Here is a 22305-nt window from a genome sequence, read left to right as displayed (position 1 = left end):
GGTCAAACGCGCGCTTCCCAACGGGTGCAGGCAAATGTTGTAGAAGGGTGATTTCGCCCTCACCCCATTTTGGCTCACTTCGCTCAGGGGGCGGCCTGGGGCGTGCGGGCGTTTCCCACGGCAAGGCAGCCATTTCTACACATTTTGCTTGCACCCCTTCCCAACCCGGGTAACAAAAAGCCCCGGCCGCGTACGGCCCGGGCTCAGTTTTCGCACCCACGGCGCGAGGCGATGCTCTCACCCGCCGTCGTTTTTGGGCTTATCGGGCTTGCAAGGGTGCTTGGGGTCGGGATGCTTGGGGGGCATGCCGGGGGTGCCAGGGCCATACTCGCACACCGCCTGCCAGGGTTCGTAGTGCGTGAAGAACTTGTCTTTGTAAAGGATCTTGCCGTTGCGCCACACGATGCGCGTCACAGTCACATCTGCGCCCTGCGCTGCCCAATCGGTTTGCTTGATTTCGCCTTTCTTCAAATCGGGGTTTTCGATGTACTTCGGCGGCGGCGGGTCAACGATGTTTTGCAAGCCGGTCGTGTGCCATTCCACCTTCCGCCCATCGGAAGTGCTGTAAAGTTTCCAGGTCATGTAGCGATATTGCGGGTAAACGTACACCTCCATCAAAATCCAGTAAGGGGTGTCGTTTTTGAACTTGAAGTCAATCACCGGCGCGTAAACGGTGGCGTCCAGCCCAGCGAGTTTGGGGTCATCGGCGCCGCTGGGGGTTTGCTCGTAATAAAGCACGCGATAAGCGTGCGGGTGGCGTTCCACAATGGGATAACCCGCAAAGAACACCGTGCGGAACAGGGTGGTGCTGACCTGGCACACCCCGCCGCCGACGCCTTTCACCGTGCGGTCGCCGAAGATGATCAAACCTTCTTCGTAGCCGGCCTCCTTGCTGATATCGCCCAGCACCTTGGCCATGGAAAACACTTCGCCCGGCGCGACCAGGTAGCCGTGGAAATGGCTGGCCGCCAGTTGGATGTTGTGAATGCGGGCCGCGCTGGAGCCGTAAAAATAGGTGGTGTGCTTGCCCACCAGTTCGGTGATGCCCAGTTCCTTCGCGGTGGCATCGTCGCCCACCGCGGGCGGCTGGAAAGCCACCACCAGCGATACCGAGTGCTTGCCGCTCAAAATCGTTTTCCGCAGCGCCGAAAGGCTGGCTTCCACCTTCAGGGTACGCCCTTCGACCGCGTGCTGGATGAGTTCCAGTTGGCGGGTATCATCGTTGAAGATGTAACGGGCATTGGCGGCGTCGCGCTGCAATTCGGGGGCCAGCCGCTGCAGGAAGCCCAGCAGCGGTCGGGTGTTCAGGTCGATGGCAAAGTGGGCGCCGTCGGCGTCGTGCACCCGCCGAATTTCCAACATGGGGGCAATGGTTTTCGGTGAAAACTTCCACGGCCCCGGGTCGCCTTTCGCGGCGCGAGGAAGGGTGATGGTCAAGGGAGCAGCCAGAATTTGCCGCAACAACTCGGCCTGGGGGGTAGGGTCGGCGATTTCCGGCGGCAGGGGGCGGACTACCAACGGCAGGGTCAGGTTCTGCATCCGCGGGAAGGCTTCCTGCAGGCGGGCCAGGGTGGCTGCGCGATCCAAACGCGCACCAGCGACGCCCTTTTTCGCCACCACTTTGGTGCCTTCCAGGCGCAGCACTGCCTCGACAGGCGGCTGGTCAATCGAGGCCGCGATGTCATTCAAGTAACGCAGCGCGACAGGCTCGCTAAACACGCCCACCGGCGGCACGTCCACCCCTTGCTGACGGGCACGCCAGCGCTCCGCGAGGCGCTCCCACAGGCCGCCGCGCCGACCCACGGCGTAGGCTTCCTGGGCGGCGGCGCGATTATCTAATGCAAAGCCCAGGTTGATGGGGTTGGCCTGCCAGGTTTTCTGGCCATAAGTCAGCAACACCTGCCCCTCAGCCGGGTAGGTCAACACGATATCCAGCCGAGCGGTGGCCTCCGCAGGGGTAAGCCCCCCCACATCGACCCCTGCCACCTGCACGCCGGGGAAAATGCGCCCCCGGTAAGCCAACCCGTAACCCACCACAGCGGCCAGGACCACCACCGCAGCCAGGGCCGCGCTGAACACACCGGCCCAGAAAGTCTGCACCAGCCAGAGCGGAAAGCGATCTTGCCACTTTGCAAAGGTGGTTCGCATCATCTCTACCATGCGGTTCAGCCTGCAGGCCGCGCCAGGGGGGCGCGGCCACGCGCCTGCCCGGGTTCACGCCTGCCTGGGCAAACGGGCTACCGAGGCGACACTGTCATCGGGTTGCAGGCGCATCAGGCGCACTCCACGGGCCGCGCGCCCCATGACCGAAATCTCGGCCACACGCGTGCGCAGCACAATGCCGCCGGAAGAAATCAACGTCAGGTGGTCGCTTTCCTGCACCACACGGGCGGCCACAATCGGCCCCACCTTATCGGTTGCGCCTGCGGCCAGGGTGCGAATGCCTTGCGTCGCGCGGTGCTTGCGGGAATATTCGTCCAGCGGCGTGCGTTTGCCATAGCCTTTTTCGGTCACCACCGCCAGGAAGCCGCCCGGCTCGACCACATCCATGGAAACCACCCGATCGCCGGGCTTGAGGCGGATGCCGGTGACGCCAGCAGCCTGCCGCCCCATCGGGCGCACTTCGTCTTCCCGGAAGCGCAACGCCTGCCCGCGCGCCGTCACCAGCAGGATGTCGTCGTCGCCGTGGGTCAGGCGCACCCATTCCAGCGCGTCGCCTTCCCGCAGCGAAATGGCAATCAGCCCCGAAGGGCGCACCGCCGCGAATTCCTGCAGCGCCACCCGCTTGACCACGCCTTGCCGCGTGGCCATGAAGCAATATTCAGCCTGCGCGAAATCGGGCACAGCCACTGCTGCGGTCACCCGCTCGCCGGGTTCCATGTGCAGCAGGTTGATGATGGCCACCCCTTTCCCCGTGCGGCGCGCCTCGGGAATCTGATAGGCTTTGGCGGCATACACCTTGCCGCGGTCGGAGAAAAAAAGCACCGTATGGAGCGTGCGGGCAGGGATGAGCAGGACCACCTCATCGTCTTCCTTGGTGGTGTGGCCTGCCACCCCGCGCCCCCCGCGCCCCTGCGCCCGGAAAGCACTCGTTGGCATCCGCTTGATGTACCCGCGCTGGGTGAGGGTAATCAGCACTGGCACGTCGGCCACCAGGTCTTCTTCCCGAATGTCGGCGCGGGCGTCGCGGGCAATCAGGGTGCGGCGCTCATCGCCGTATTTCTCGGCCACTTCTTCCAGATCGGCCTTGATGACGGCCAGGATTTTCTTCGGATGCGCCAGCAAGTCTTCCAGGTAGGCGATGCGTTCCTTGATCTGGCGATATTCATCTTCAATCTTCTGGCGTTCCAGCGCGGCCAGGCGGCGCAGGGGCATATCGAGAATGGCCTGCGCCTGCACTTCGGTGAGGCGGAAACGCCGCATCAGCCGCTCACGCGCCTGGTCGGCATCGTCAGAGGCGCGGATGGTCGCGATGATGTCATCGAGGTGCGCCAGGGCCAGCAACAACCCTTCGAGAATGTGCGCCCGTTTGCGGGCTTTCGCCAGTTCGTATTCGCTGCGGCGGCGGATGACTTCCCGCCGGTGCTCGATGTAAACCTGCATGGCCCGCTTGAGGGAAAGCAGCCGCGGCTCGCCATTGACCAGGGCCAGCAGTTGCACGCTGAAAGTGGATTGCAGCGGGGTGTGCTTGTAAAGCTGGTTGAGCACTTTGTGTGGCTGGGCATTGCGCTTGAGTTCTATCACAATACTCATGCCGCGGCGGTCCGACTCGTCGCGCAGGTCAGAAATCGCGTCAATATGGCCTTCCCGCACCAGTTGGGCGATGCGGGCAATCAGCGCCGATTTATTGACCTGGTAGGGAATCTGAGTAATCACAATGCGGTGGCGACCGCCCTTCATTTCTTCGATGTCGGCGCGCGCCCGCACCACGATGCGCCCCCGCCCGTTGGTGTAGGCCTGGCGGATGCCCTCCGTGCCCACAATGATGCCGCCGGTGGGGAAGTCGGGCCCTTTGACGAACTGCAACAAATCGTCCACGCCGACGTCGTCTAAAGCGTCGTAGTGGTCGATGAGGTAGGTCATGGCAGCGACGATTTCGCCGAGGTTGTGCGGCGGGATGTTGGTCGCCATGCCCACGGCAATGCCCGAAGCGCCGTTGACCAGCAAATTGGGCATACGTGCCGGCAGCACCACCGGCTCTTGCAGGCTGCCGTCGAAGTTGTCGATGAAATCGACGGTATCTTTGTCAATATTCACCAACATTTCCTCGGCAATGCGGCTGAGGCGGGCTTCGGTGTAGCGCATTGCCGCAGGGGAATCGCCATCGATGCTGCCGAAGTTGCCCTGACCGTCGACCAGGGGATAGCGCATGGAAAAATCCTGCGCCATGCGGGCCATGGCTTCGTAAACCGCCTGGTCGCCGTGGGGGTGATATTTGCCCAGCACTTCGCCAACGATGCGGGCCGATTTTTTGTAAGACGAATTGGCGCGCAGGCCCATGTCGTGCATGGCATAGAGGATGCGGCGCTGGACGGGTTTGAGGCCATCGCGAGCGTCAGGCAAAGCGCGCGCCACAATCACGCTCATGGCGTAGTCGAGGTACGCCGAGCGCATTTCGTCGTTGATGTCGACTGAGATGACGTTGCCAATGGTCATAAGCACGTTTCCGGAGAGGGGAGAAACTGGGGACAATACACAAGAACCCGCCCGATGCTGCGCGGGCGGGCTTCATTATTATACCACTGAGAAAAGGGGGGAAACCGCCCTGCAGCGGGCTATCAGCCACAACGCGCGGCCATGATTTCGGCGCGCACCTCTGGGTCGGCTTCCTCGGTCAGCGCGGCTTCCAGGGCCTGGCAGGCTTGCGGCGTGCCGAGGCGGCCCAGGGCCCAGGCGGCATGGGCGCGCACGAGCGGCTCGGGGTCGTGCAGGGCTTCCACTAAGGCCGGCACAGCCGCGAGGTCGCCCAGATTGCCCAACGCCACGGCTACATTCCGCAAGTAGCCGCGCCGTTTGGCCCGTTTGATGGGGCTGCCCTTGAACTTGCGGTTGAAGGCTTGCGGCGTCAGACGCAGTTCATCGGTGAGCAAAGGGCGCGGCACCTCGGGGCGGGGCGCAAGGGCAGGGTCGCCTTCCAGGGGGGCGCGGCGGTTCCAGGGGCACACCATCTGGCAGACATCGCAACCGAACACCCAATCGCCCATCTGAGGGCGCAGGTCGGCGGGAATGCTCCCCTTGTTTTCAATCGTGAGGTAAGAGATGCAGCGATTGGCATCAACCGTGCGACCAGGTAAAATGGCCTGCGTGGGGCAGGCTTCGATGCAGCGGGTGCACGTGCCGCAATGGTCGGTAGCAAAAGGCGGGGCGGGTTCCAACAGCACCCCCAGCAGCACTTCGGCCAAAACGAGGTACGAACCGAGGCGGGGGCTGATGAGCATGGCGTTCTTGCCCACCCAGCCCAGCCCGGCTCGCACAGCATATTCGCGTTCCAGCACCGGGCCGGTATCGGTGTAATAGCGGTTGGGCACGGGCGCGCCGACCTCGCTTTCCAGGAAGGCCACCAGCGAGCGCAGTTTCTCCACTACAATATCGTGATAATCAGCGCCCCAGGCATAAGCAGCCACCCGCCCCTGCCCCTTTTCCGGCGGCGGAAGGGCGCTTTGCTGGAAATAACGGATGCCAAGCACCAGAATGCTGCGGCACTCCGGCAAGATGCGCCGCGGGTCAGCGCGGCGCTCGCGATTGCGCTCGCGCGCCATATAGGCCATGCTCGCGTGATGCCCCGCGCCCAGCCATGCCGCATAGGCCGCGTAGGTGGTCGGCGGGGCGCAGTCGGTCACACCAACAAGGTGAAAGCCCAAACGACGGGCTTCGGCTTTCAAGCGCGCAGTCAGATCACGAGGGGTCACAGTCTTTCCATCATCACGTGGAGGCAGGTCGCGTGTTAAGGGAAAACGCCAAAAGCAACAGACTTCTCACGGCAGGCCTGCCAGGGGTAAGCCTTCACCCCGTAGAGGGGCAAAAGAGCCATCACGGCACACGCGAACCGGCCGCGGCTTACAGGCCGTCTTCCGCCGCGCCACCCCCATTTTCCATCCCCGGCAGCACCACGGTAAACTCGGTGCCTTTGCCCACTTCCGATTTTACCCACACCCGTCCGTGGTGGCTTTCTACAATGGACTTGACAATCGCCAGCCCAAGGCCCGTGCCCGGCTGTTCGGAGGCTACATTGCTGCCCCGGAAAAACTTGTTGAAAATGTAAGGCTGCTCGCTGGGAGGAATGCCCGGCCCATTATCGCGCACCCGCAGGATGACCTGATTACCGCGGCTCTCGACTTCCACCTCAATCAGGCCGCCTTTCGGCGTATATTTGATGGCGTTGCCGATAATGTTATCGAGCATCTGCCGCAGACGGACAGCGTTGCCCAGCACCGGCGGTAACGCCTCGGCAACACGGGCCACCAGGTGCTGATGCTTGGCTTCGGCCTGGGGCAACAGCCCATCAACGGCATAACGCACAACCGTGGCAATGGAAAGCACTTCCTTTTCCACCTCGAAGCCAGCCTCGATGCGCCCCAGGTCGAGCAGGTCGTTGATCAGCGCCGTGATATTCTGCACGCTGGTGCGGACGCGCGCCACGAAGTGCTGCTGCATGGGCGTCAGAGGGCCCGCCCGCTCCAGGAGTTCCACATACCCCAAAATGGCAGTCAAAGGCGAGCGCAAATCGTGGGAAACCGCGCTGACAAACTCGCTCTTGATGCGGTCCAGTTCCTTGAAGTGGGTCACGTCGTGGAAGGTGACGGCAGCGCCCACGCCGGGGATGGGAATGGCCTGGAGGCTAAACACCCGCCCATCGGGCGCGGTGATTTCCGTGCGGTATTCCTTGCCCCCCAACGCCTGCTGAATGCCTTTTTCTACCTCGGCATTGCGGCAAAGGTCAATAAAAGTTCGCCCAATGATTTGCGTATCGCCGGGGATGTCCATCACCAGGCGGGCCAAATCGTTGATGAGCACCACCTCGCCGCTTTCATCCAGCACCAGCACACCTTCTTTGACGTGCCGCAGCACGGTTTCCAACTTGCGACGCTCGTGGATGGTGGCCGTAAACAATTGCGCGTTATCCAGCGCGATGGCGGCGTAATCGGCGAGGGCGTTCAGGCGGGCCACGTGGCGCTCAGTAAAGCCGCCCCGCTTTTCCCGATTGTCCACCCCCAGCACCCCAATCACTCGCCCGTGGAGCAACAGTGGCACGTAAATCAGAGCGTGGACCAGGTAAGCCGTTTTGATTTTTTCGGGAGAGTCGCTGTCCAAAATCACCGGCTGGCCGGAGCGCACTACCTGGCCGGCGAGGGAATCGTTCACCTTCAAGCGCAGTGTGTTGGCCGCGCCAGAGCGGAGGTCGCGCGAGGCACGCAGGTAAAGTTCCCCCGTGTGCTCATCCAGCAAAAAGAGGGTGCTCTCCTCGGCGTCGGTAAAATCAACAGCGGCATTGACCACGGCCGTGAGCACTTTATCGGGGTCCAATTCCGAAGCGAGAATGCGCCCCACTTCCAAAAGGGTTTGCAATTCGTCGATGTGTCCCTGCAACTCCTGAGTGTGCCGACGGGTTTGTTCGCGCACCCACCGCCGCACCGCCTCTTGCCGGGTCAACGCCCGCTGGATGGCCTGCACAAGGTCTTCGTAGCGCACCGGCGGGGTGATGATGTCAATCGCCCCAACCTGCACCGCGCGCAGCAAAGTTTCACGCGAAGCCTGCGCCGCGAAGAGCAACACCGGCAAATAGGGCACGCCATCGAGCCAGGCGCCCAACGCAGGCAAAGCCAGGGCCTTCTCGTCAACGAGAATGGCATCGGCTTCCACGCTTTCGGAAAAGCGCGGCAAACCATCTTCCCCCACCTCGGTCGGCACTTTGGCCTCAAAGCCCGCGGCCTGCAACGCCTTGCCAACCAGGCGGCGGGCGTCTTCATCCAGCATGATGAGTAAAACTGTCGCCGAGGCCATCAGCCACTCCCTTCCTGACCCGCCAAAGGCAGCACGAACCGTACGGTGGTACCCTGGCCTTCTTTGCTCTCAGCCCATACTTTGCCGTTGTGGGCCTCGATAATTTCCTTGACGACCGAAAGCCCTAACCCCAGCCCCCCAAAGCGGCGCGTGGTCGAACCATCGCCCTGGTAAAAACGCTCAAAAATATGTTCCAGGTGTTGCGGCGGGATGCCAATGCCGGTATCCTTCACACTCACTTCGACAAATTCGTCATGCTTGCGCTGCACTTGCAAGGTAATGTGGCCGCCCTCGGGGGTAAATTTGATGGCGTTGTCGAGCAAATGGTCGAAGACCAGGCTCAACTGGTCAGGGTCTCCTCGCACGGCCGTATCTTGCGAGACAATGTGGGCATCGAGCACCAGTTTCTTCTTCCGGGCATACGGCTTTTGGCGGGCAACGGCTAATCGCGCCAGGTCGCCGATGTTGACCCGCGCCCACTGCGCCGGGGCCAGCGAAACCGCCTGCAAGGCCGTCATCGAAGTCACAATATCGGCAATCTGCGCCAGTTGCTTTTGCACCGTTTCGATGGTTTGCTTTTGCTCGGGCGTCAGTTCCCCCATTTGCCCGGCGAGGAGCATGTCCACATACCCCTTGGCAACGCCCAACGGCGTCCGGAGTTCATGGCTGACATTCTGAAGCAATTCGTTTTTCAGGTTTTCGCCCTCGCGCGCGGCCTTGGCGGTGCGCTGCATGGCCTGAACGTGCTCTTGCAGGGTGCGGAACAACTGCGCGTTGACCAGGGCGATGGAAGCATAATCGGCCAGCGCCACCAACAGGGCTTGCTCATCAGAAGAAAAAGGCCGCGCTTCTTTACGCATCACAGCCAGCAAAGCGACGACCTCTTTTTTGACCTTGATAGGCACAACCAGCGCTGCCTGCCCCAACTGGGCAACTTTGAAGCGCCGCAGCGGTTCGCCGTAGATGTTGAGTGGCTCCCCGGAGAGCGCCACCAGGCCGCTAAGGCCGTCATCCCACGGTTTACCCACCCGGGCGGCGAGGGTGCGGGGCAACCCCTTTTGCGCCATTAGCGTCAGCCGCTTGCTGGTGGCATCGCGCAAAAAGAGCCAGCCTTTATCGGCTTCGCTCAAGTGGACTGCCCCCTCCACAACATGCTGAAACAGCACCTGCATGTTGGTGGCTGAGGCCATGGTTTTGGCGAGGTCGAAGAGGGTGGTGAGTTCCCGCACCCGGCGCTGGAGTTCCTTGTTGGCCTTCTCCAACTGCTGGGCAAGGTGCAATTTGGCCTGCCGTTCCCGCACCTGGGTGAGCACACGCTCAACGGCCGAGACCACCTCGGTTTCCTGCATGGGCCAAAGCAGGAAATCGGCCGCGCCCAGCCGAAAAGCCTGCACGATGTCGTGCTCTTCGCCGGCATCGGCAATTACGATGATGGGGGCATCGCTGCTCTGGGAACTCAAGGCCGCCAGCAGGTCCTTGCCGCTCAAATCGGGCAGGTGCAGGTCGGTAATGATGAGGTGCGGCGCAAACCGCAGGCTTTCTTGCAACGCCGCCCCCGCGTCGCCTACCACCCGCACGCGGTAATGCAGCGGTTGCAGGCTTTGCCGCGCCACCACATCGGCAATTTCGGGATCAGGCTCCACCACCAGAATGCGTTCACGCGGTTGTGTTCTGCTCATAACATACCCTCGCCATCGCTACACGGCCACGCAGCCCCGTGCCCCCTGGCTACCATAGCACGAATCGTGCCAGACGCGCTGCTTTCACGGTGTTTTATCGTCAATGTGTTCCGGCAATTGGCGCACCTCCGCCAACAATTCCATCAGGCTACGAGCAGCCCCCCCGATAATATCCAGCAATTCGGTGTCAACCACCAACGCCGCCTGCTCCATTTCTCGCCGCATCAGCCCCTCGCTGGTGCGCACCAGGCCGATATTGTGGCCGAGGTCATGCGTCCAGCGGCGCAAGGCGTCGCGCAAACGCCGACGCTCTTCCAAAGGCAGGGCATTGACCAGCTCTGCCAGTTCCTGCCACACATTGGCTTGCCCCTGGGTTTCCACGGCTGCCTCCTCAAAGTGGCGGCGGGCGTTCAGGAAAGCGCTTCTGGCGGCTCTGCTTCGGCTGCGTTGCCGCTTTCACCGCGCTCGCGCAGGTGCGGGAACAGGATGACTTCGCGAATGCTGTGCTTATCCGTAAAAAGCATGGTCAAACGGTCGATGCCCATGCCAAAGCCACCGTTGGGCGGCATCCCGTAACGCATGGCGCGCAGGTAATCTTCGTCAATCGGGTGGCGTTCCTCGTCGTCAGCAGCATAAGTACGCCCCATTTCCAGAAAACGGGCTTCCTGGTCGAGGGGGTCGTTGAGTTCGGTGAACGCGTTGCACAATTCCATGCCGCCAATGAAGCCCTCGAAACGCTCCACCGTGGTGGGGTCGCCAGGCTTGGCTTTCGCCAGAGGGGAAATATCGCGCGGGTAGTCGTAGAGAAAGGTAGGCTGGATAAAAGTAGGCTCGAGGAAATCGCCCACCATCTGGTCAATGAGTTTGCCGCGCGGCGCGCCGGGCTTGGGTTCCAACCCCTGCGCCTTCATCGCCGCCGCCAGGCTCTCGGCGTCGGGATAAGCAGCAATATCCACGCCAGTGGCTTCCAGCAGGCCCTGACGCAGTTCCATCCGTTTCCACGGCGGGTTGAGGTCAATTTCGTGCCCCTGCCAGGTGATTTTGCGCGTGCCGAGCACCGTATCGGCCACGTAGGCCAGCATTTCCTCGGTCAGCGCCATCACCTTCTGGTAATCGGCATAAGCCCAGTAAAACTCCAACTGGGTAAATTCGGGGTTGTGCTTGAAGGAAATGCCCTCGTTGCGGAAATCGCGGCCGATTTCGTAAACCTTTTCGAACATGCCCACCAGCAAGCGCTTGAGGTAAAGTTCAAAAGAAATGCGCAGGTAAAGTTTCTGCTTCAGTTGATTGTGATAGGTCACAAAAGGCCGGGCTGCAGCGCCGCCGTAAATCGGCTGCAAAATGGGGGTTTCCACTTCCAGGAAACCGCGCGCATCCAGGAACTCCCGCAAGGCGCGCACGATTTTGGCGCGCGTGCGGAAAATCTCGCGCACTTCAGGGTTGACGGCCAAATCGGCATAGCGCTGGCGATAGCGGGTTTCCGGGTCGGCCAGCACCGCGTGGCGCACAATGGTGCCGTCTTCGGCCACTTCGTCCTTGGCGGGCGGCAACGGGGTGATGGCCTTCGCCAACATACGAAAATCTTCCACGTGCACCGTGATTTCGCCGGTGCGGGTACGGAAGAGGAAGCCACTGGCCTGAACGAAGTCGCCCAAATCAAAGAGCTTGTTGAAGGTCTTGAGGCGCTCTTTGCCCAAGGTGTTGGCCTGGAAGAACAACTGAATGCGCCCGCTTTCGTCTTCAATGTGGGCAAAGGTAATTTTTCCCATCGGGCGCATGGCGCGCAGCCTTCCTGCAACGGTGACGCGCGGGGCTTCGGCATCGCCGGCGGCCTCCGCGGTTTCCAGCACTGCTTTGGCCTCGGCAGCAGTATGCGTGCGCTCTGCGCGGTTGGGGTAAGGCTCTATTCCCATTTCGCGCAGGCGTTCCAGTTTCGCTAAACGGGTTTGCTCTAACTTGTTGAACTCGTGGGGCATAACGGCCTCGATGCAATAGGTTTGTGTCGATTATAACATTGGTGAGGAAAAGCAAGCGGCAAAATCGACGCTTTCCTGGGGCACGCGCTTTCCTTTTGGTACAATACCTCTTGTTGTGCAAGCCAACGCTTTTCAGGAGGGCTTCCCATGCCGCAATCCCTCGACTTCCAATCGATTATCTTCACCCTGCAACGCTACTGGGCAGAGCAGGGCTGCCTCATCTGGCAGCCTTACCACACCGAAGTGGGCGCGGGCACCATGAACCCTGCCACCGTGCTGCGCGTCCTCGGCCCTGAGCCGTGGAACGTGGCTTATGTTGAGCCTTCCATCCGCCCCGACGACGGGCGCTATGGCGAAAACCCCAACCGCCTGCAGATGCACTACCAGTTCCAGGTCATTTTGAAGCCCGACCCGGGCAACCCGCAGGAACTCTACCTCAAATCCCTTGAGGCGTTGGGCATTGACCCCAAAATCCACGACATCCGCTTTGTGGAAGACAACTGGAAAAGCCCCGCCTTGGGCGCGTGGGGGCTGGGCTGGGAAGTGTGGCTGAACGGCCTGGAAATCACCCAGTTCACCTACTTCCAGCAGGCGGGCGGCCAAAACCTGGACCCCGTGGCCGTGGAAATCACCTATGGCCTGGAACGCATCGCCATGGCGCTGCAGCGGGTGCGCGATTTCAAAGCCATTCAGTGGAACGAGCAGCGCACCTACGGCGACCTGCACCTGCAAAACGAGCAGGAATTCAGCAAATACAGTTTTGAACTTGCGGATGTGGAACGCCTGCACGAGCTCTACCGCATTTACGAAGCCGAAGCCGCCCGATGCATTGCCGAAGGGCTGGTGATGCCCGCGCACGACTATGTGCTCAAGTGCTCGCACATTTTCAATATTTTGGATACCCGCGGCGCCATCGGCGTCACCGAGCGGCAGCACTTCTTCGGCCGGATGCGCGACCAAGCCCGGCAGGTGGCCGAAGCCTACATCGCCCAGCGGGAGGAACTGGGCTTCCCGTGGGGGCGCGCCGACAGCAAGGCGGTTTACACCCCGCCCGAAGTGCCCGCGCCGCCCCCACCGCCCGACGCCCCCGCTGATTTCCTGCTGGAAGTGGGCACCGAGGAACTGCCCCCCGCCGAACTGGACACCGCGCTGGCGCAATTGCAGGAAGCCGTGCCCGCGCTGCTGGAACGCCTGCGCTTAGCCCACGGCGAAGTGCGCATTTTGGGCACCCCCCGCCGCTTAGTGGTGCACGTCCGCGACCTGGCCCCCCGCCAGCCCGACCGCGAGCAGGTGGTGAAAGGCCCGCCCGCCGACCGTGCCTACGACGCCGACGGCAACCCCACCAAGGCCGCGCAGGGCTTTGCCCGCAGCAAGGGCGTGGCCGTGGAAGATCTGGAAGTGCGGGAAATCGGCGGCGGGCGCTATGTGGTCGCCGTGGTGCGCGAGGAAGGCCGCCCGGCCACCGAAGTGCTGGCCGAAGCCCTGCCCGACCTTATCGCCGGCCTGCGCTTTGCCCAGACCATGCGCTGGAACGCCGCCCGCACCGCGTTTTCCCGCCCGGTGCGCTGGCTGCTGGCGCTGTTAGGCGACCGCGAAGTGCCCTTTGCCTACGCCGGCTTAGTCAGCGGCAAGGCCACCCGCGGCCTGCGCTTTTTGGAACCCGAAACCATCGCCGTCGCCACCCCCGCCGACTATTTCGCCGCCCTGGAAGCCCAAGGCATCGTGCTCGACCCCGCCGAGCGCCGTGAGCGCATCCTCGCGCAGGTGAAAGCCCTCGCGGCCGAAGTTGGCGGCACCGTGCCGGACGACGAGGCCCTCATCAACGAAGTCACCCACCTTGTGGAAGCCCCCACCGCGCTGCGCGGCACCTTCGAGGAAGAATACCTGGAACTGCCCCGCGAAGTGCTGATTGCCGTGATGAAGAAGCACCAGCGCTACTTCCCGGTGGAAAAGGACGGCGACTTGCTGCCCTACTTCATCACCGTGGCGAACAAGCCGGATCTCACCCCACCCCCCGGCCCCCTCCCCTCCCTTGCTAAGGGAGGGGAGGGGGTGGCTGCGCCGAGCACCTGGCCTGAGCGAAGTCGAAGGCCGGGCGAGGCGCAGCGGGGGAGGGGTGAGATCTTCCCCGAAATCGTCCAGGGCAACGAAGACGTCATCCGCGCCCGCTTCGCCGACGCGGCCTACTTCATCCGCGAAGACCGCAGGCACAAATTGGAAGACTTCCTGCCCAAACTGAAAACCCTGACCTTCCAGGCCGACTTGGGTTCCATGTGGGATAAAACCCAACGCATCCGCACCCTGGTGGACGACCTCGCCCCCATGCTCGGCCTGAACGACGCCGAACTGCAGGCCACCCGCCGCGCGGCCGAACTCTGCAAGGCCGACCTCGCCACCAACATGGTGGTCGAGATGACCTCCCTGCAGGGCATCATGGGGCGTTACTACGCCCTCTGGGGCGGCGAAGCCCCCGCGGTGGCCGACGCCATTTACGAGCACTACCTGCCCCGCTTCACCGGCGACGAAGTGCCCAAGAGCAAAATCGGCCTCACCGTGGGCATCGCCGACCGGCTGGATACCCTGATGGGGCTTTTCGCAGCCGGGCTGGCGCCTTCCGGCGCCAAAGACCCCTTCGCCCAGCGCCGCGCCGCCCTCGGCCTGGTGCAAGCCCTGATGGCATGGAATCTGGACTTTGACCTGCGGCAGGGGCTGGAAGCCGCGGCGCAGCACCTGCCCATTGAGGCCACCGCCGCAGCCAAACAGGCCGTGCTGGCCTTCATCGTGGAGCGCCTGCGCAACCTGCTGCTGGAGCAAGGCTACCGCTACGATGTGGTGGATGCCGTGCTGGCCGCCCAGGGGCACAACCCCGCCCGCGCCGCCCAGGCCGTGCGCGAACTGAACGCCTGGGTGCAGCGGAAAGACTGGCCGCAGATTTTGCCCGCCTACGCCCGCTGCGTGCGCATCACCCGCGGCCAGCCGCGCTACGAGGTCAACCCCGACGCGTTCGTAGAAGACGCCGAGCGCTCTCTCTGGCAAGCCCTGCAACAAGCCGAAGCGACCCCGCGCTGCCCTGGCAGCGTGGACGACTTCTTCGCCGCCTTCCTGCCCATGAAACCGGCCATTGAACGCTTCTTTGAAGACGTGCTGGTGATGGCCGAAGACGAAACCCTGCGCCGCAACCGCTTAGGGCTGCTGCAGCGCATCGCCGCCTTAGCCGACGGCGTGGCTGATTTCAGCAAACTGGAAGGTTTTTAGGCCGTATTTCCCCAAAACCGCTCAGGGCAGGCAGCAGCCTGCCCTTTTTTGTCGCCCACCCCCACCGCCGCACCATCTCCGCCAACCCGTGCTACAATGGAAACATGACCGACCTCTTCGACCACGCCCTCGCCCACGATACCGCCAGCCAGCCCCTCGCCGAGCGGATGCGCCCCCGCACCCTCGACGAGTTCGTCGGGCAGGAGCACATCCTCGGCCCAGGCAAAATGCTCCGCCGCGCCATCGAAAGCGACCGGCTGTTCTCTTCCATCATCCTGTGGGGACCGCCGGGGTGCGGCAAGACCACCCTCGCCCGCCTGATTGCCCGCCACACCCGCGCGCACTTCGTCACCCTCTCGGCGGTGCTGGCCGGCAAAGCCGACCTGCGCAAGATCATCGCCGACGCGCAGGAACGCCGCAAATACCACCGCCAGCGCACCATCCTCTTCATCGACGAGGTTCACCGCTGGAACAAGGCCCAGCAAGACGCCCTGCTGCCCCATGTAGAAAACGGCACCATCACCCTCATCGGCGCGACCACCGAAAACCCCTACTTTGAAGTCATCTCGGCGCTGGTTTCCCGCTCGCGCGTCTTCCAGTTGCGGCCATTAGAGCCCCAGCACATCCGCCGCATCGTGGAAGCCGCCCTCACCGACCCCGAACGCGGCTACGGCAACCGCCACGTGGTGCTCGCGCCCGAGGCGCTGGATTTCCTCACCCAGGCCGCCCGCGGCGACGCTCGCAGCGCCCTCAACGCGCTGGAACTGGCGGTGGAAACCACCCCGCCCGCACCCGACGGCAGCCGCACCATCACCTTGCAGGCCATTCAGGAAGCCATCCAGCAGCGCGCCGTGCTCTACGACAAGAACGGCGACGCCCACTACGACACGATTTCCGCCTTCATCAAGTCGGTGCGCGGCTCTGACCCCGACGCCGCGCTCTACTGGCTCGCCAAAATGGTGGAAGCCGGAGAAGACCCGCGCTTCATCCTGCGGCGGCTGCTCATCCTCGCAGCGGAAGACATCGGCCTGGCCGACCCGCAGGCGCTGGTGGTGGTCAACGCCGCCGCCCAGGCCTTCGAATGGGTGGGGCTTCCCGAAGGCGTGTACCACCTCGCAGAAGCCACCCTTTACCTCGCCACCGCACCCAAATCCAACAGCACGAAAGCCTACTTCGCCGCCCGCGACGCCGTGCGCCAGAACGCCAACCCTGACGACGTCCCCAGCCACCTGAAAGACCCCAGCCGCGATGGCAAAGCCACCGGGCACGGTAAAGGCTACCGCTACCCGCACAATGCACCCGGCCACTTCGTGCGCCAGCAATACCTCCCCGATGCACTCCAGGGGGTGCGCTTCTACCAGCCTTCCGACCAGGGCTACGAGCGCGAGGTCGCCGCCCGGCTGGCCCACTGGCGAAAGAAATAGCCCCCACGTGGTACAATTTTTCTGACCGCTTTTCCTTTGAAAGGAGGATATCATGTTCCACCGTATCATCATCGTCGGTAATCTGGGCCGCGATCCTGAAATGCGTTACACCACCAGCGGCACACCAGTTACGAACTTCTCGGTCGCCACGAACCGCACCTACACCAACGCCAACGGCGAACAGGTCAAGGAAACCATCTGGTTCCGGGTCTCGGCCTGGGGCAAACAAGCGGAAACCACGAATCAATACCTGCGGAAAGGCTCGCGGGTGCTGGTCGAAGGGCGGTTGATCGCCGACCCCACCACCGGTGGCCCCCGCATCTGGACCCGGCAGGATGGCACGGCAGCGGCATCTTTCGAGGTGCACGCCCTCACGGTGCGCTTCCTCAGCAGCCGCGAAGAGACCGAAAACGCTGCACGCGCCATGGGCGACGCCGCCCCTGTGGACGACCTCCCCGCCGAAGAAGACGAAATTCCCTTCTAAACGAAACACGCCATGAGCGAAAACAAGCCGCCTCGGGTGCGGCTCCCTGCCCAGGTGCCGCTGATTTACACCAACATGGCGCGTATCGCCCACAGCCGGACAGAGTTCCTGATTGATCTGGCGCGCTACCTTCCCGGCGACGCCGAAGCGGTAGTGCAAGCGCGGGTGCTGCTCACTCCCCTCAGCGCGAAACTGCTCGCCCGGGCGCTTGAACAAAGCATCTCTCGTTACGAGGCCGCGTACGGGGAAATCCCCATCCCCGGCTCGCCCAGCCTCGCCGACATGCTCTTTCGCCCTCCCACCACCCCACCATCAGAGGAGTAACCATCCGTGCCAGCCCTGGAAGCCATCGCCGACGCCGTGCATCACGACCTGGAAGCACGGACTCACGCCCGAGACCGCGCCCTGAGCCAGGCACGGCAACTGGTGCGCGCTTGCGCCCATGCCATCCGCGCCGTGCATCGCGACGACCACACCCAGGCCGCCGAGCGGCTGGAAGCCGCCCGCACCCTGGCCGATACCCTGCGTCGCGACCTGGCGGCCTTCCCCGACCTCTACTTTGCAGGCTATACCCAGGACGCCCTCAAAGAGTTTGCCGAGGCCAGCATCGTGCACGCGCTGGTCAACGGCGGCGACCTGCCTACGCCCGAGGACCTGGGCATTCCGGCCTCGGCTTACGTCCGCGGCCTGGCCGAAGCCGTGGGCGAACTGCGCCGCCGCGTCCTCGACTTGCTGCGCCACGGCTATTCCCCCGAAACCGAGCGCCTGCTCGGCCTGATGGACGACATCTACGCCGTGCTGGTCACGATGGATTACCCCGACGCGGTAACCTACGGCCTGCGACGCCTGACCGACATCGCCCGCAGCCTGCTGGAACGCACTCGCGGCGACGTCACCCTCAGCCTGCGGCAAGATGCGCTGGAACGTTCCTTGCGCCGTCTGGAAGACCGCCTCTCTCCCGACTGACCTATGCGCACTCTTCGCGTTTCCGAAATTGGCACTTACCTCTATTGCGCCCGCGCGTGGGGCTATGCCCGGCAAGGGCACCCCTCGGCCAACGCCCCGGCCATGCAGGCCGGGACTGAATACCACCACCGCCACGGCGAAGCGGTGGTTTTTGTTACTGTGCTGCGCCTGGCAGGCTGGGCACTCGTGCTGCTGGCTCTCGTGGCCGTGGCCGCGTGGTGGGCATGGCAATTGAGCGGAGGCTGAGCCGTGCTCGTGCTCCTGGTGGCCGTTCTGCTGGGGGTGGTGGGGCTGCTCCTGGTATGGCTCAGCGCCCGCCGCCGCAAACAGTTGGGGCTTCCTGCAGGCACGGTGGTTTACAGCGATACGGGCATTCGCCAGGAACTGGAAAAGCCCCTTTACGACCGCGCCCTGGGCCTCACTGGCCGTCCCGACTATCTCATTCGTCAGGGAAAACGGCTGATCCCGGTCGAGGTCAAATCGGCTGCGGCGCCGCCTGTGCCTTACGATAGCCACGTCTTCCAGGTACTGGCTTATTGCCTGCTGGTCGAGCGGCAAATGGGCATCCGCCCGGCCTACGGCCTGCTGCGGTACGATGACCGCGAATTCCGCATCGACTTTACCTTCGAAGCCGAAGAGCGCCTGCTCGATCTTCTGGCCGAAATCCGGCGGGCCGAGCGCCGGGGGGGATTGCCCGAGCGCTCCCACACTTCTGCCGCCCGCTGCCGCGCTTGCGGCTTCCGAGAAATTTGCGACCAGCGCCTGACCTGACGCTGCGAGGAGATACCCATGACGCCCTCGAATGCCTCACCCTTTCAGCACATTGTGATCGCAGCCCACCCTCAGGTGCCCGAAGCCCTGGCCGAAGGGCACAAAGTCGCGGCTTTCCTGAAACGCCACGGGGTGGAAGCCTATGCCGGCCTGCTTTACGAAGACGAACTGCGCCAGCGCGTGGAAGAAGGTCAGGCCGATTTGCTGATAGCCCTGGGCGGCGACGGCACCATGCTGCGCGCCGGCCACCTGTGCGCCCCTCACGGCGTGCCGGTCCTCGGCATCAACATGGGGCACTTCGGCTTCCTCATCGAAGTGGAACGCAGCGAATGGCCGAACACGCTGCGGCAGTTGCTGCTTGGTGAAGCCTGGCTGGAAGAACGGATGATGCTGGAAGCCCATCTCTACCGCGGGGAAACGTTGGTGCACCGCTGGGATGTGGTCAACGAAGTGGTGGTCAGCCGGGGGCAGTACGTGCGGCCCATCAAAGTGACCGCGTTTGTCGACGACCTGTTGCTGGCGCGCTACGTCGCCGATGGGTTGATTGCAGCCACTCCCACCGGCTCGACGGCCTATGCTTTAGCCGCGGGGGGGCCTATTTTGCCACCCGAACTGCGGAACATTTTGCTGATGCCGGTCGCGCCGCACCTTTCGGTAGACCGGGCAGTGGTGCTTTCCGAAGGCAGCACGGTCACGCTGGAAGTTGGCGTGACCCATGAGGCTGTGGTGAGCGTTGACGGCCACGACCCCGTAGCCCTGGAAGACGGCGACCGCATTCACGTGCGCGCCAATCGCTATCCCCTCAAATTCGTGCGCTTTCGCGGGCGCGGCTACTTCTACCGCAACCTGACTTCTTACATGAACTGGAACCCCACGGTGGGCAAAGATACCCCTCGCCCGGAAGATCGATAAAACCACCTGCCAGGCACCAGGAGAGTCTCTCATGCGCCTTCGTCGCTTGATCTGGTTGCTCGCCCTCATCGCGGCCGGTGCGCTCGGCGCCTGTGCCGCGGCCCCTTCCCCCACCCCCACGGTCGTTTTCCAAACCACCGTCCTCGCCCCTACAGATACCGCCACGCCTTTTGCCCCTGCTTCTGCCACCCCGCTGCCGCCTTCGCCCACCCCAGCCCCTGGCGCCGCGGCACCCCTCTTTTCGCCTCCTGAGGTGCACTTTGCCGTCATCGGCGACTTCGGCGAAAGCGGCCAGGCCGAGGCCGCCGTGGCTGCCCTGGTACATTCCTGGCACCCCGACTTCATCCTTTCCCTGGGCGACAACGACTACCCCGTCGGCGGCGCCAACACGATGCAGCGGAACGTCCTCCAATACTATGGGGAAGACATCGCCGCCGGGCACTTTTTCCCCGCCCTGGGTAACCACGATTGGGGCACCGGTAAAATTGATGCTTATCTTCGCTACCTGCGCCCCCTTGGCAACGGGCGGTACTATCAGTTCGCACGCGGGCCGGTGCACATTTTCGTCCTCGACAGCGACTACCACGAGCCCGACGGCGCAGTACCCGACGGCAAACAAGCCCAATGGCTGCAGGAACAACTGGCCGCGGCTACCGAACCATGGAAAATCGTTGTCTTTCACCATCCCCCTTACTCTTCTGGCCGCCACGGCAGCACCAAGCGCATGCGTTGGCCTTTCGCCCAGTGGGGCGCAACCGCGGTGCTTACCGGCCATGACCACGATTATGAACGCATTATGCGCGACGGCATCGTCTACATTGTGAACGGCCTGGGGGGCGTCAGCCGCTATCCCTTTCCCAACAAGACGCCGATCCCTGGTAGTGTACTCCGCTACAACGCCAACTACGGGGCGCTCAAAGTCGAGGCCGACGCGCAGCACCTGACCTTTCAGTTTGTGACCATCAATGGGAAAGTGATCGACACCTACACCATCCAACGCTAAACGAATTTCGCAAGTCTAAAATTGCATTTTTGTACAATTTGTGCTACAATACAAGCGCAAGCGTGCTGGGTGCCCCCCTCACTCAGTGCGCTTGCGCTTTTAACGGCCTTCCCTGGCCTTTCGTTTTGCAACGAAATTGCAACGTTTTTTCGGCGGTTTTCGTGTATAATAGTGAGCGTCGGACGCCTGGGTGCCCCCCTCACTCAGGCGTCTGACGCTTTAAGCGCCACCCTCACATCATGACCTGCGGGGGGCGCAAGCCGGAAGGGGGACGCTCTTTTCCCGGCAACAACACACCTTCGAAAGCAGACCGCTCGCCTTCCCGTCGTGCCTGTTCGAGTTGCCACAGAATATAGCGCGCCCGCTGCGACATGGCGGTTGCCAGGTTGAGAAGCAAATGGGTGCCGAGCACGGCGTCGTCCTCGGCCAACGAGAGCAGCCGTGCTCGGGAAAGCGCCAACACGGTCGCACCTTCCGGCCCAGCGATCAGGTCGGCGGTGCGCGGCTCTTGATCCAGCACGGCCAATTCGCCCGTCATGCGGCCAGGGGGCAGCACAGCCATCCGCTCCCGCCGCCCCTGCTCTTCCTCAGACCACACTTCCACCGTGCCCTCCCAAACAATGAAGAGTTCATCACCTGGCGTGCCGGCATACGCCAGCGCTTCACCCGGTTGCAGGCGACGCACGTCCAGTTGCCCTGCCAGCCGCAGCCGCTGGGTATCGCTCAAGCCCCGCCCCAAATCGGCACGCTGCAGAAAGCGTGCAACTTCTTCCAGGCGAGTGGCCTCTTGAGGGCCCAGCGGCAGCAACCAGGGGCTGCTGCGCGGCAACCCCAGGTAAGCCGCCACAAGCCGGCGCACCTGGTCGGGGCGCTCGAAATGCGGCCAGTGCCCCGCTTTGGGCAAAATGCGCAAGTCGGCCTCGGACCATTCGTCGGCCACCACCCCCGCATCGCGCAAGGGCACGGTATTATCTTCGGCCCCCCAAAGCACCAGCCCGGGAACGCGCAACGCTTTCAGACGACCGGTAAGGTCGTTTTCCCGCATGGCAAGGAAGCATTCGGCGCGCACCCGCCCCTGGCCTGGACGCCGGGCGTCTTCCCGCAAGCGCAGGTAATCGCGCTCGGTAATCCCCGACCGCTCGGCAAAGGAAGCCGGCCGCATCAACCGGTCGGTCACACCGACGAACATCCGCTCGACCAGCCAGACGATCAACTGCCCCAGCCCAAACCGCTCTAACATCGTTACCGGCGAAACGAAGAGGTTGATAAAAGTCGAAAGTTTGCCCGTCACAGTGGGGTCAATCAGCACCATGCGCTCCAGCAGCATAGGGTACTTGAGCGCCAGCGTCAGGCCGATCATCCCGCCCATGGAATGGCCGACATACACCACAGGTCCATCGCTGGTCTGGCGGATGAGCTCGGCAAGCAGGTCAGCATAGGCCGTAATGGTAGCCCGGTGCGGGAAGGGCGGCGATTTACCATACCCTGGCAAATCAACAGCCAGGCAATGGAAACGCTGGCTCAACATGCCGATGAGCGGCGAGAGGGCATACCAGGAACTACACCAACCATGCACCAGCAGTGCCGTTTGATATTGAGGCGGGCCTTCTTCGACCACATGCACTGCCTGACCATTGATCACATAAACGCTCATGCCGTGCTCCTTCTGCGGGGCATAGGGGCTTTCTCCTTTAGACTCTATCCGAAAAATCGGAAAGGAGTTGAAAAAGAAGGCGTAACCTGCTAAAAAGGGTGTCCCAAAACCACTTTAGCGAGGTTACGCCATGCGCAGAAATCCTAACACAAAACCAGCCAGCCCGGACTATTTTCGTGT

General features: G+C 62.9%; 17 protein-coding genes. 9 read left to right on the top strand and 8 right to left on the bottom strand.

Annotated elements, in window-relative coordinates; all coding sequences use genetic code 11:
* Window positions 1-237 precede the first annotated feature (237 nt).
* The 7 genes from ENJ54_08405 to lysS form a co-directional block, all read right to left on the bottom strand.
* Complete coding sequence (locus ENJ54_08405) at window positions 238-2160, bottom strand: hypothetical protein (GenBank protein HFC09851.1); 1923 nt, start codon at window positions 2158-2160, stop codon at window positions 238-240.
* A gap of 54 nt (window positions 2161-2214) precedes the next feature.
* Window positions 2215-4656: a DNA gyrase subunit A gene (gyrA, locus tag ENJ54_08400; GenBank protein HFC09850.1), complete on the bottom strand. Its 2442-nt coding sequence runs from the start codon at window positions 4654-4656 to the stop codon at window positions 2215-2217.
* A gap of 122 nt (window positions 4657-4778) precedes the next feature.
* Window positions 4779-5909, bottom strand: coding sequence for a tRNA epoxyqueuosine(34) reductase QueG (queG, locus tag ENJ54_08395; protein ID HFC09849.1), 1131 nt, complete (start codon window positions 5907-5909; stop codon window positions 4779-4781).
* Between the two features lie 148 nt (window positions 5910-6057).
* Window positions 6058-8001 (bottom strand): GAF domain-containing protein, encoded by a 1944-nt coding sequence (locus ENJ54_08390; protein HFC09848.1) that lies wholly within the window; start codon window positions 7999-8001, stop codon window positions 6058-6060.
* Window positions 8001-9680, bottom strand: coding sequence for a hybrid sensor histidine kinase/response regulator (locus tag ENJ54_08385; protein ID HFC09847.1), 1680 nt, complete (start codon window positions 9678-9680; stop codon window positions 8001-8003). The genes ENJ54_08390 and ENJ54_08385 overlap by 1 nt, the downstream gene beginning before the upstream one ends.
* Window positions 9681-9764: 84 nt before the next feature.
* Window positions 9765-10061: a hypothetical protein gene (locus ENJ54_08380; GenBank protein ID HFC09846.1), complete on the bottom strand. Its 297-nt coding sequence runs from the start codon at window positions 10059-10061 to the stop codon at window positions 9765-9767.
* A 29-nt stretch (window positions 10062-10090) separates the two neighbouring features.
* On the bottom strand, window positions 10091-11656 hold the full coding sequence (gene lysS, locus ENJ54_08375) for a lysine--tRNA ligase (protein HFC09845.1): 1566 nt from the start codon (window positions 11654-11656) through the stop codon (window positions 10091-10093).
* Between the two features lie 147 nt (window positions 11657-11803).
* Between lysS and glyS the strand changes: the two genes are divergently transcribed.
* The 9 genes from glyS to ENJ54_08330 all read left to right on the top strand — a co-directional run bounded on the left by glyS (window position 11804) and on the right by ENJ54_08330 (window position 20471).
* The gene (glyS, locus tag ENJ54_08370; protein ID HFC09844.1) at window positions 11804-14911 is read left to right on the top strand and encodes a glycine--tRNA ligase subunit beta; all 3108 of its coding nucleotides are present in this window, start codon (window positions 11804-11806) and stop codon (window positions 14909-14911) included.
* Window positions 14912-15015: 104 nt separating this feature from the next.
* Window positions 15016-16335, top strand: coding sequence for an AAA family ATPase (locus ENJ54_08365; protein HFC09843.1), 1320 nt, complete (start codon window positions 15016-15018; stop codon window positions 16333-16335).
* 52 nt (window positions 16336-16387) lie between these two features.
* Entirely contained in the window at window positions 16388-16819 is a 432-nt protein-coding gene (locus ENJ54_08360) for a single-stranded DNA-binding protein (GenBank protein HFC09842.1), read from the top strand.
* Window positions 16820-16831: 12 nt separating this feature from the next.
* Window positions 16832-17143 (top strand): DUF3467 domain-containing protein, encoded by a 312-nt coding sequence (locus tag ENJ54_08355; protein HFC09841.1) that lies wholly within the window; start codon window positions 16832-16834, stop codon window positions 17141-17143.
* A 15-nt stretch (window positions 17144-17158) separates the two neighbouring features.
* Window positions 17159-17785 carry a haloacid dehalogenase gene (locus tag ENJ54_08350; GenBank protein HFC09840.1) on the top strand — a complete coding sequence of 209 codons (627 nt, stop codon included), beginning with the start codon at window positions 17159-17161 and terminating at the stop codon, window positions 17783-17785.
* Between the two features lie 3 nt (window positions 17786-17788).
* Window positions 17789-18031 carry a hypothetical protein gene (locus ENJ54_08345; GenBank protein HFC09839.1) on the top strand — a complete coding sequence of 81 codons (243 nt, stop codon included), beginning with the start codon at window positions 17789-17791 and terminating at the stop codon, window positions 18029-18031.
* A gap of 3 nt (window positions 18032-18034) precedes the next feature.
* Window positions 18035-18556: a CRISPR-associated protein Cas4 gene (gene cas4, locus ENJ54_08340; protein HFC09838.1), complete on the top strand. Its 522-nt coding sequence runs from the start codon at window positions 18035-18037 to the stop codon at window positions 18554-18556.
* A gap of 18 nt (window positions 18557-18574) precedes the next feature.
* A complete protein-coding gene (locus ENJ54_08335; GenBank protein ID HFC09837.1) occupies window positions 18575-19468 on the top strand; it encodes an NAD(+)/NADH kinase in 894 nt (297 codons plus the stop codon).
* 31 nt (window positions 19469-19499) lie between these two features.
* The gene (locus ENJ54_08330; protein ID HFC09836.1) at window positions 19500-20471 is read left to right on the top strand and encodes an alkaline phosphatase; all 972 of its coding nucleotides are present in this window, start codon (window positions 19500-19502) and stop codon (window positions 20469-20471) included.
* 232 nt (window positions 20472-20703) lie between these two features.
* Here the strand turns inward: ENJ54_08330 and ENJ54_08325 are convergent, their stop codons facing one another.
* Window positions 20704-22125 (bottom strand): alpha/beta fold hydrolase, encoded by a 1422-nt coding sequence (locus tag ENJ54_08325; protein HFC09835.1) that lies wholly within the window; start codon window positions 22123-22125, stop codon window positions 20704-20706.
* Between the last annotated feature and the right edge of the window lie 180 nt (window positions 22126-22305).

This window comes from Chloroflexota bacterium (genome assembly GCA_011322445.1).
Taxonomy (GTDB): Bacteria; Chloroflexota; Anaerolineae; order Anaerolineales; family DRMV01; genus DRMV01.
This window is presented reverse-complemented; position numbering and strand designations above follow the sequence as displayed.

What these genes read in the sequence shown, in the direction of transcription:
- ENJ54_08405 (HFC09851.1), bottom strand. Translation starts at nt 2,160, where the DNA reads ATGGTAGAGATGATGCGAACCACCTTTGCAAAGTGGCAAGATCGCTTT.
- gyrA (HFC09850.1), bottom strand. Translation starts at nt 4,656, where the DNA reads ATGACCATTGGCAACGTCATCTCAGTCGACATCAACGACGAAATGCGC.
- ENJ54_08390 (HFC09848.1), bottom strand. Translation starts at nt 8,001, where the DNA reads ATGGCCTCGGCGACAGTTTTACTCATCATGCTGGATGAAGACGCCCGC.
- ENJ54_08385 (HFC09847.1), bottom strand. Translation starts at nt 9,680, where the DNA reads ATGAGCAGAACACAACCGCGTGAACGCATTCTGGTGGTGGAGCCTGAT.
- lysS (HFC09845.1), bottom strand. Translation starts at nt 11,656, where the DNA reads ATGCCCCACGAGTTCAACAAGTTAGAGCAAACCCGTTTAGCGAAACTG.
- glyS (HFC09844.1), top strand. Translation starts at nt 11,804, where the DNA reads ATGCCGCAATCCCTCGACTTCCAATCGATTATCTTCACCCTGCAACGC.
- ENJ54_08365 (HFC09843.1), top strand. Translation starts at nt 15,016, where the DNA reads ATGACCGACCTCTTCGACCACGCCCTCGCCCACGATACCGCCAGCCAG.
- ENJ54_08360 (HFC09842.1), top strand. Translation starts at nt 16,388, where the DNA reads ATGTTCCACCGTATCATCATCGTCGGTAATCTGGGCCGCGATCCTGAA.
- ENJ54_08355 (HFC09841.1), top strand. Translation starts at nt 16,832, where the DNA reads ATGAGCGAAAACAAGCCGCCTCGGGTGCGGCTCCCTGCCCAGGTGCCG.
- ENJ54_08345 (HFC09839.1), top strand. Translation starts at nt 17,789, where the DNA reads ATGCGCACTCTTCGCGTTTCCGAAATTGGCACTTACCTCTATTGCGCC.
- ENJ54_08335 (HFC09837.1), top strand. Translation starts at nt 18,575, where the DNA reads ATGACGCCCTCGAATGCCTCACCCTTTCAGCACATTGTGATCGCAGCC.
- ENJ54_08330 (HFC09836.1), top strand. Translation starts at nt 19,500, where the DNA reads ATGCGCCTTCGTCGCTTGATCTGGTTGCTCGCCCTCATCGCGGCCGGT.
- ENJ54_08325 (HFC09835.1), bottom strand. Translation starts at nt 22,125, where the DNA reads ATGAGCGTTTATGTGATCAATGGTCAGGCAGTGCATGTGGTCGAAGAA.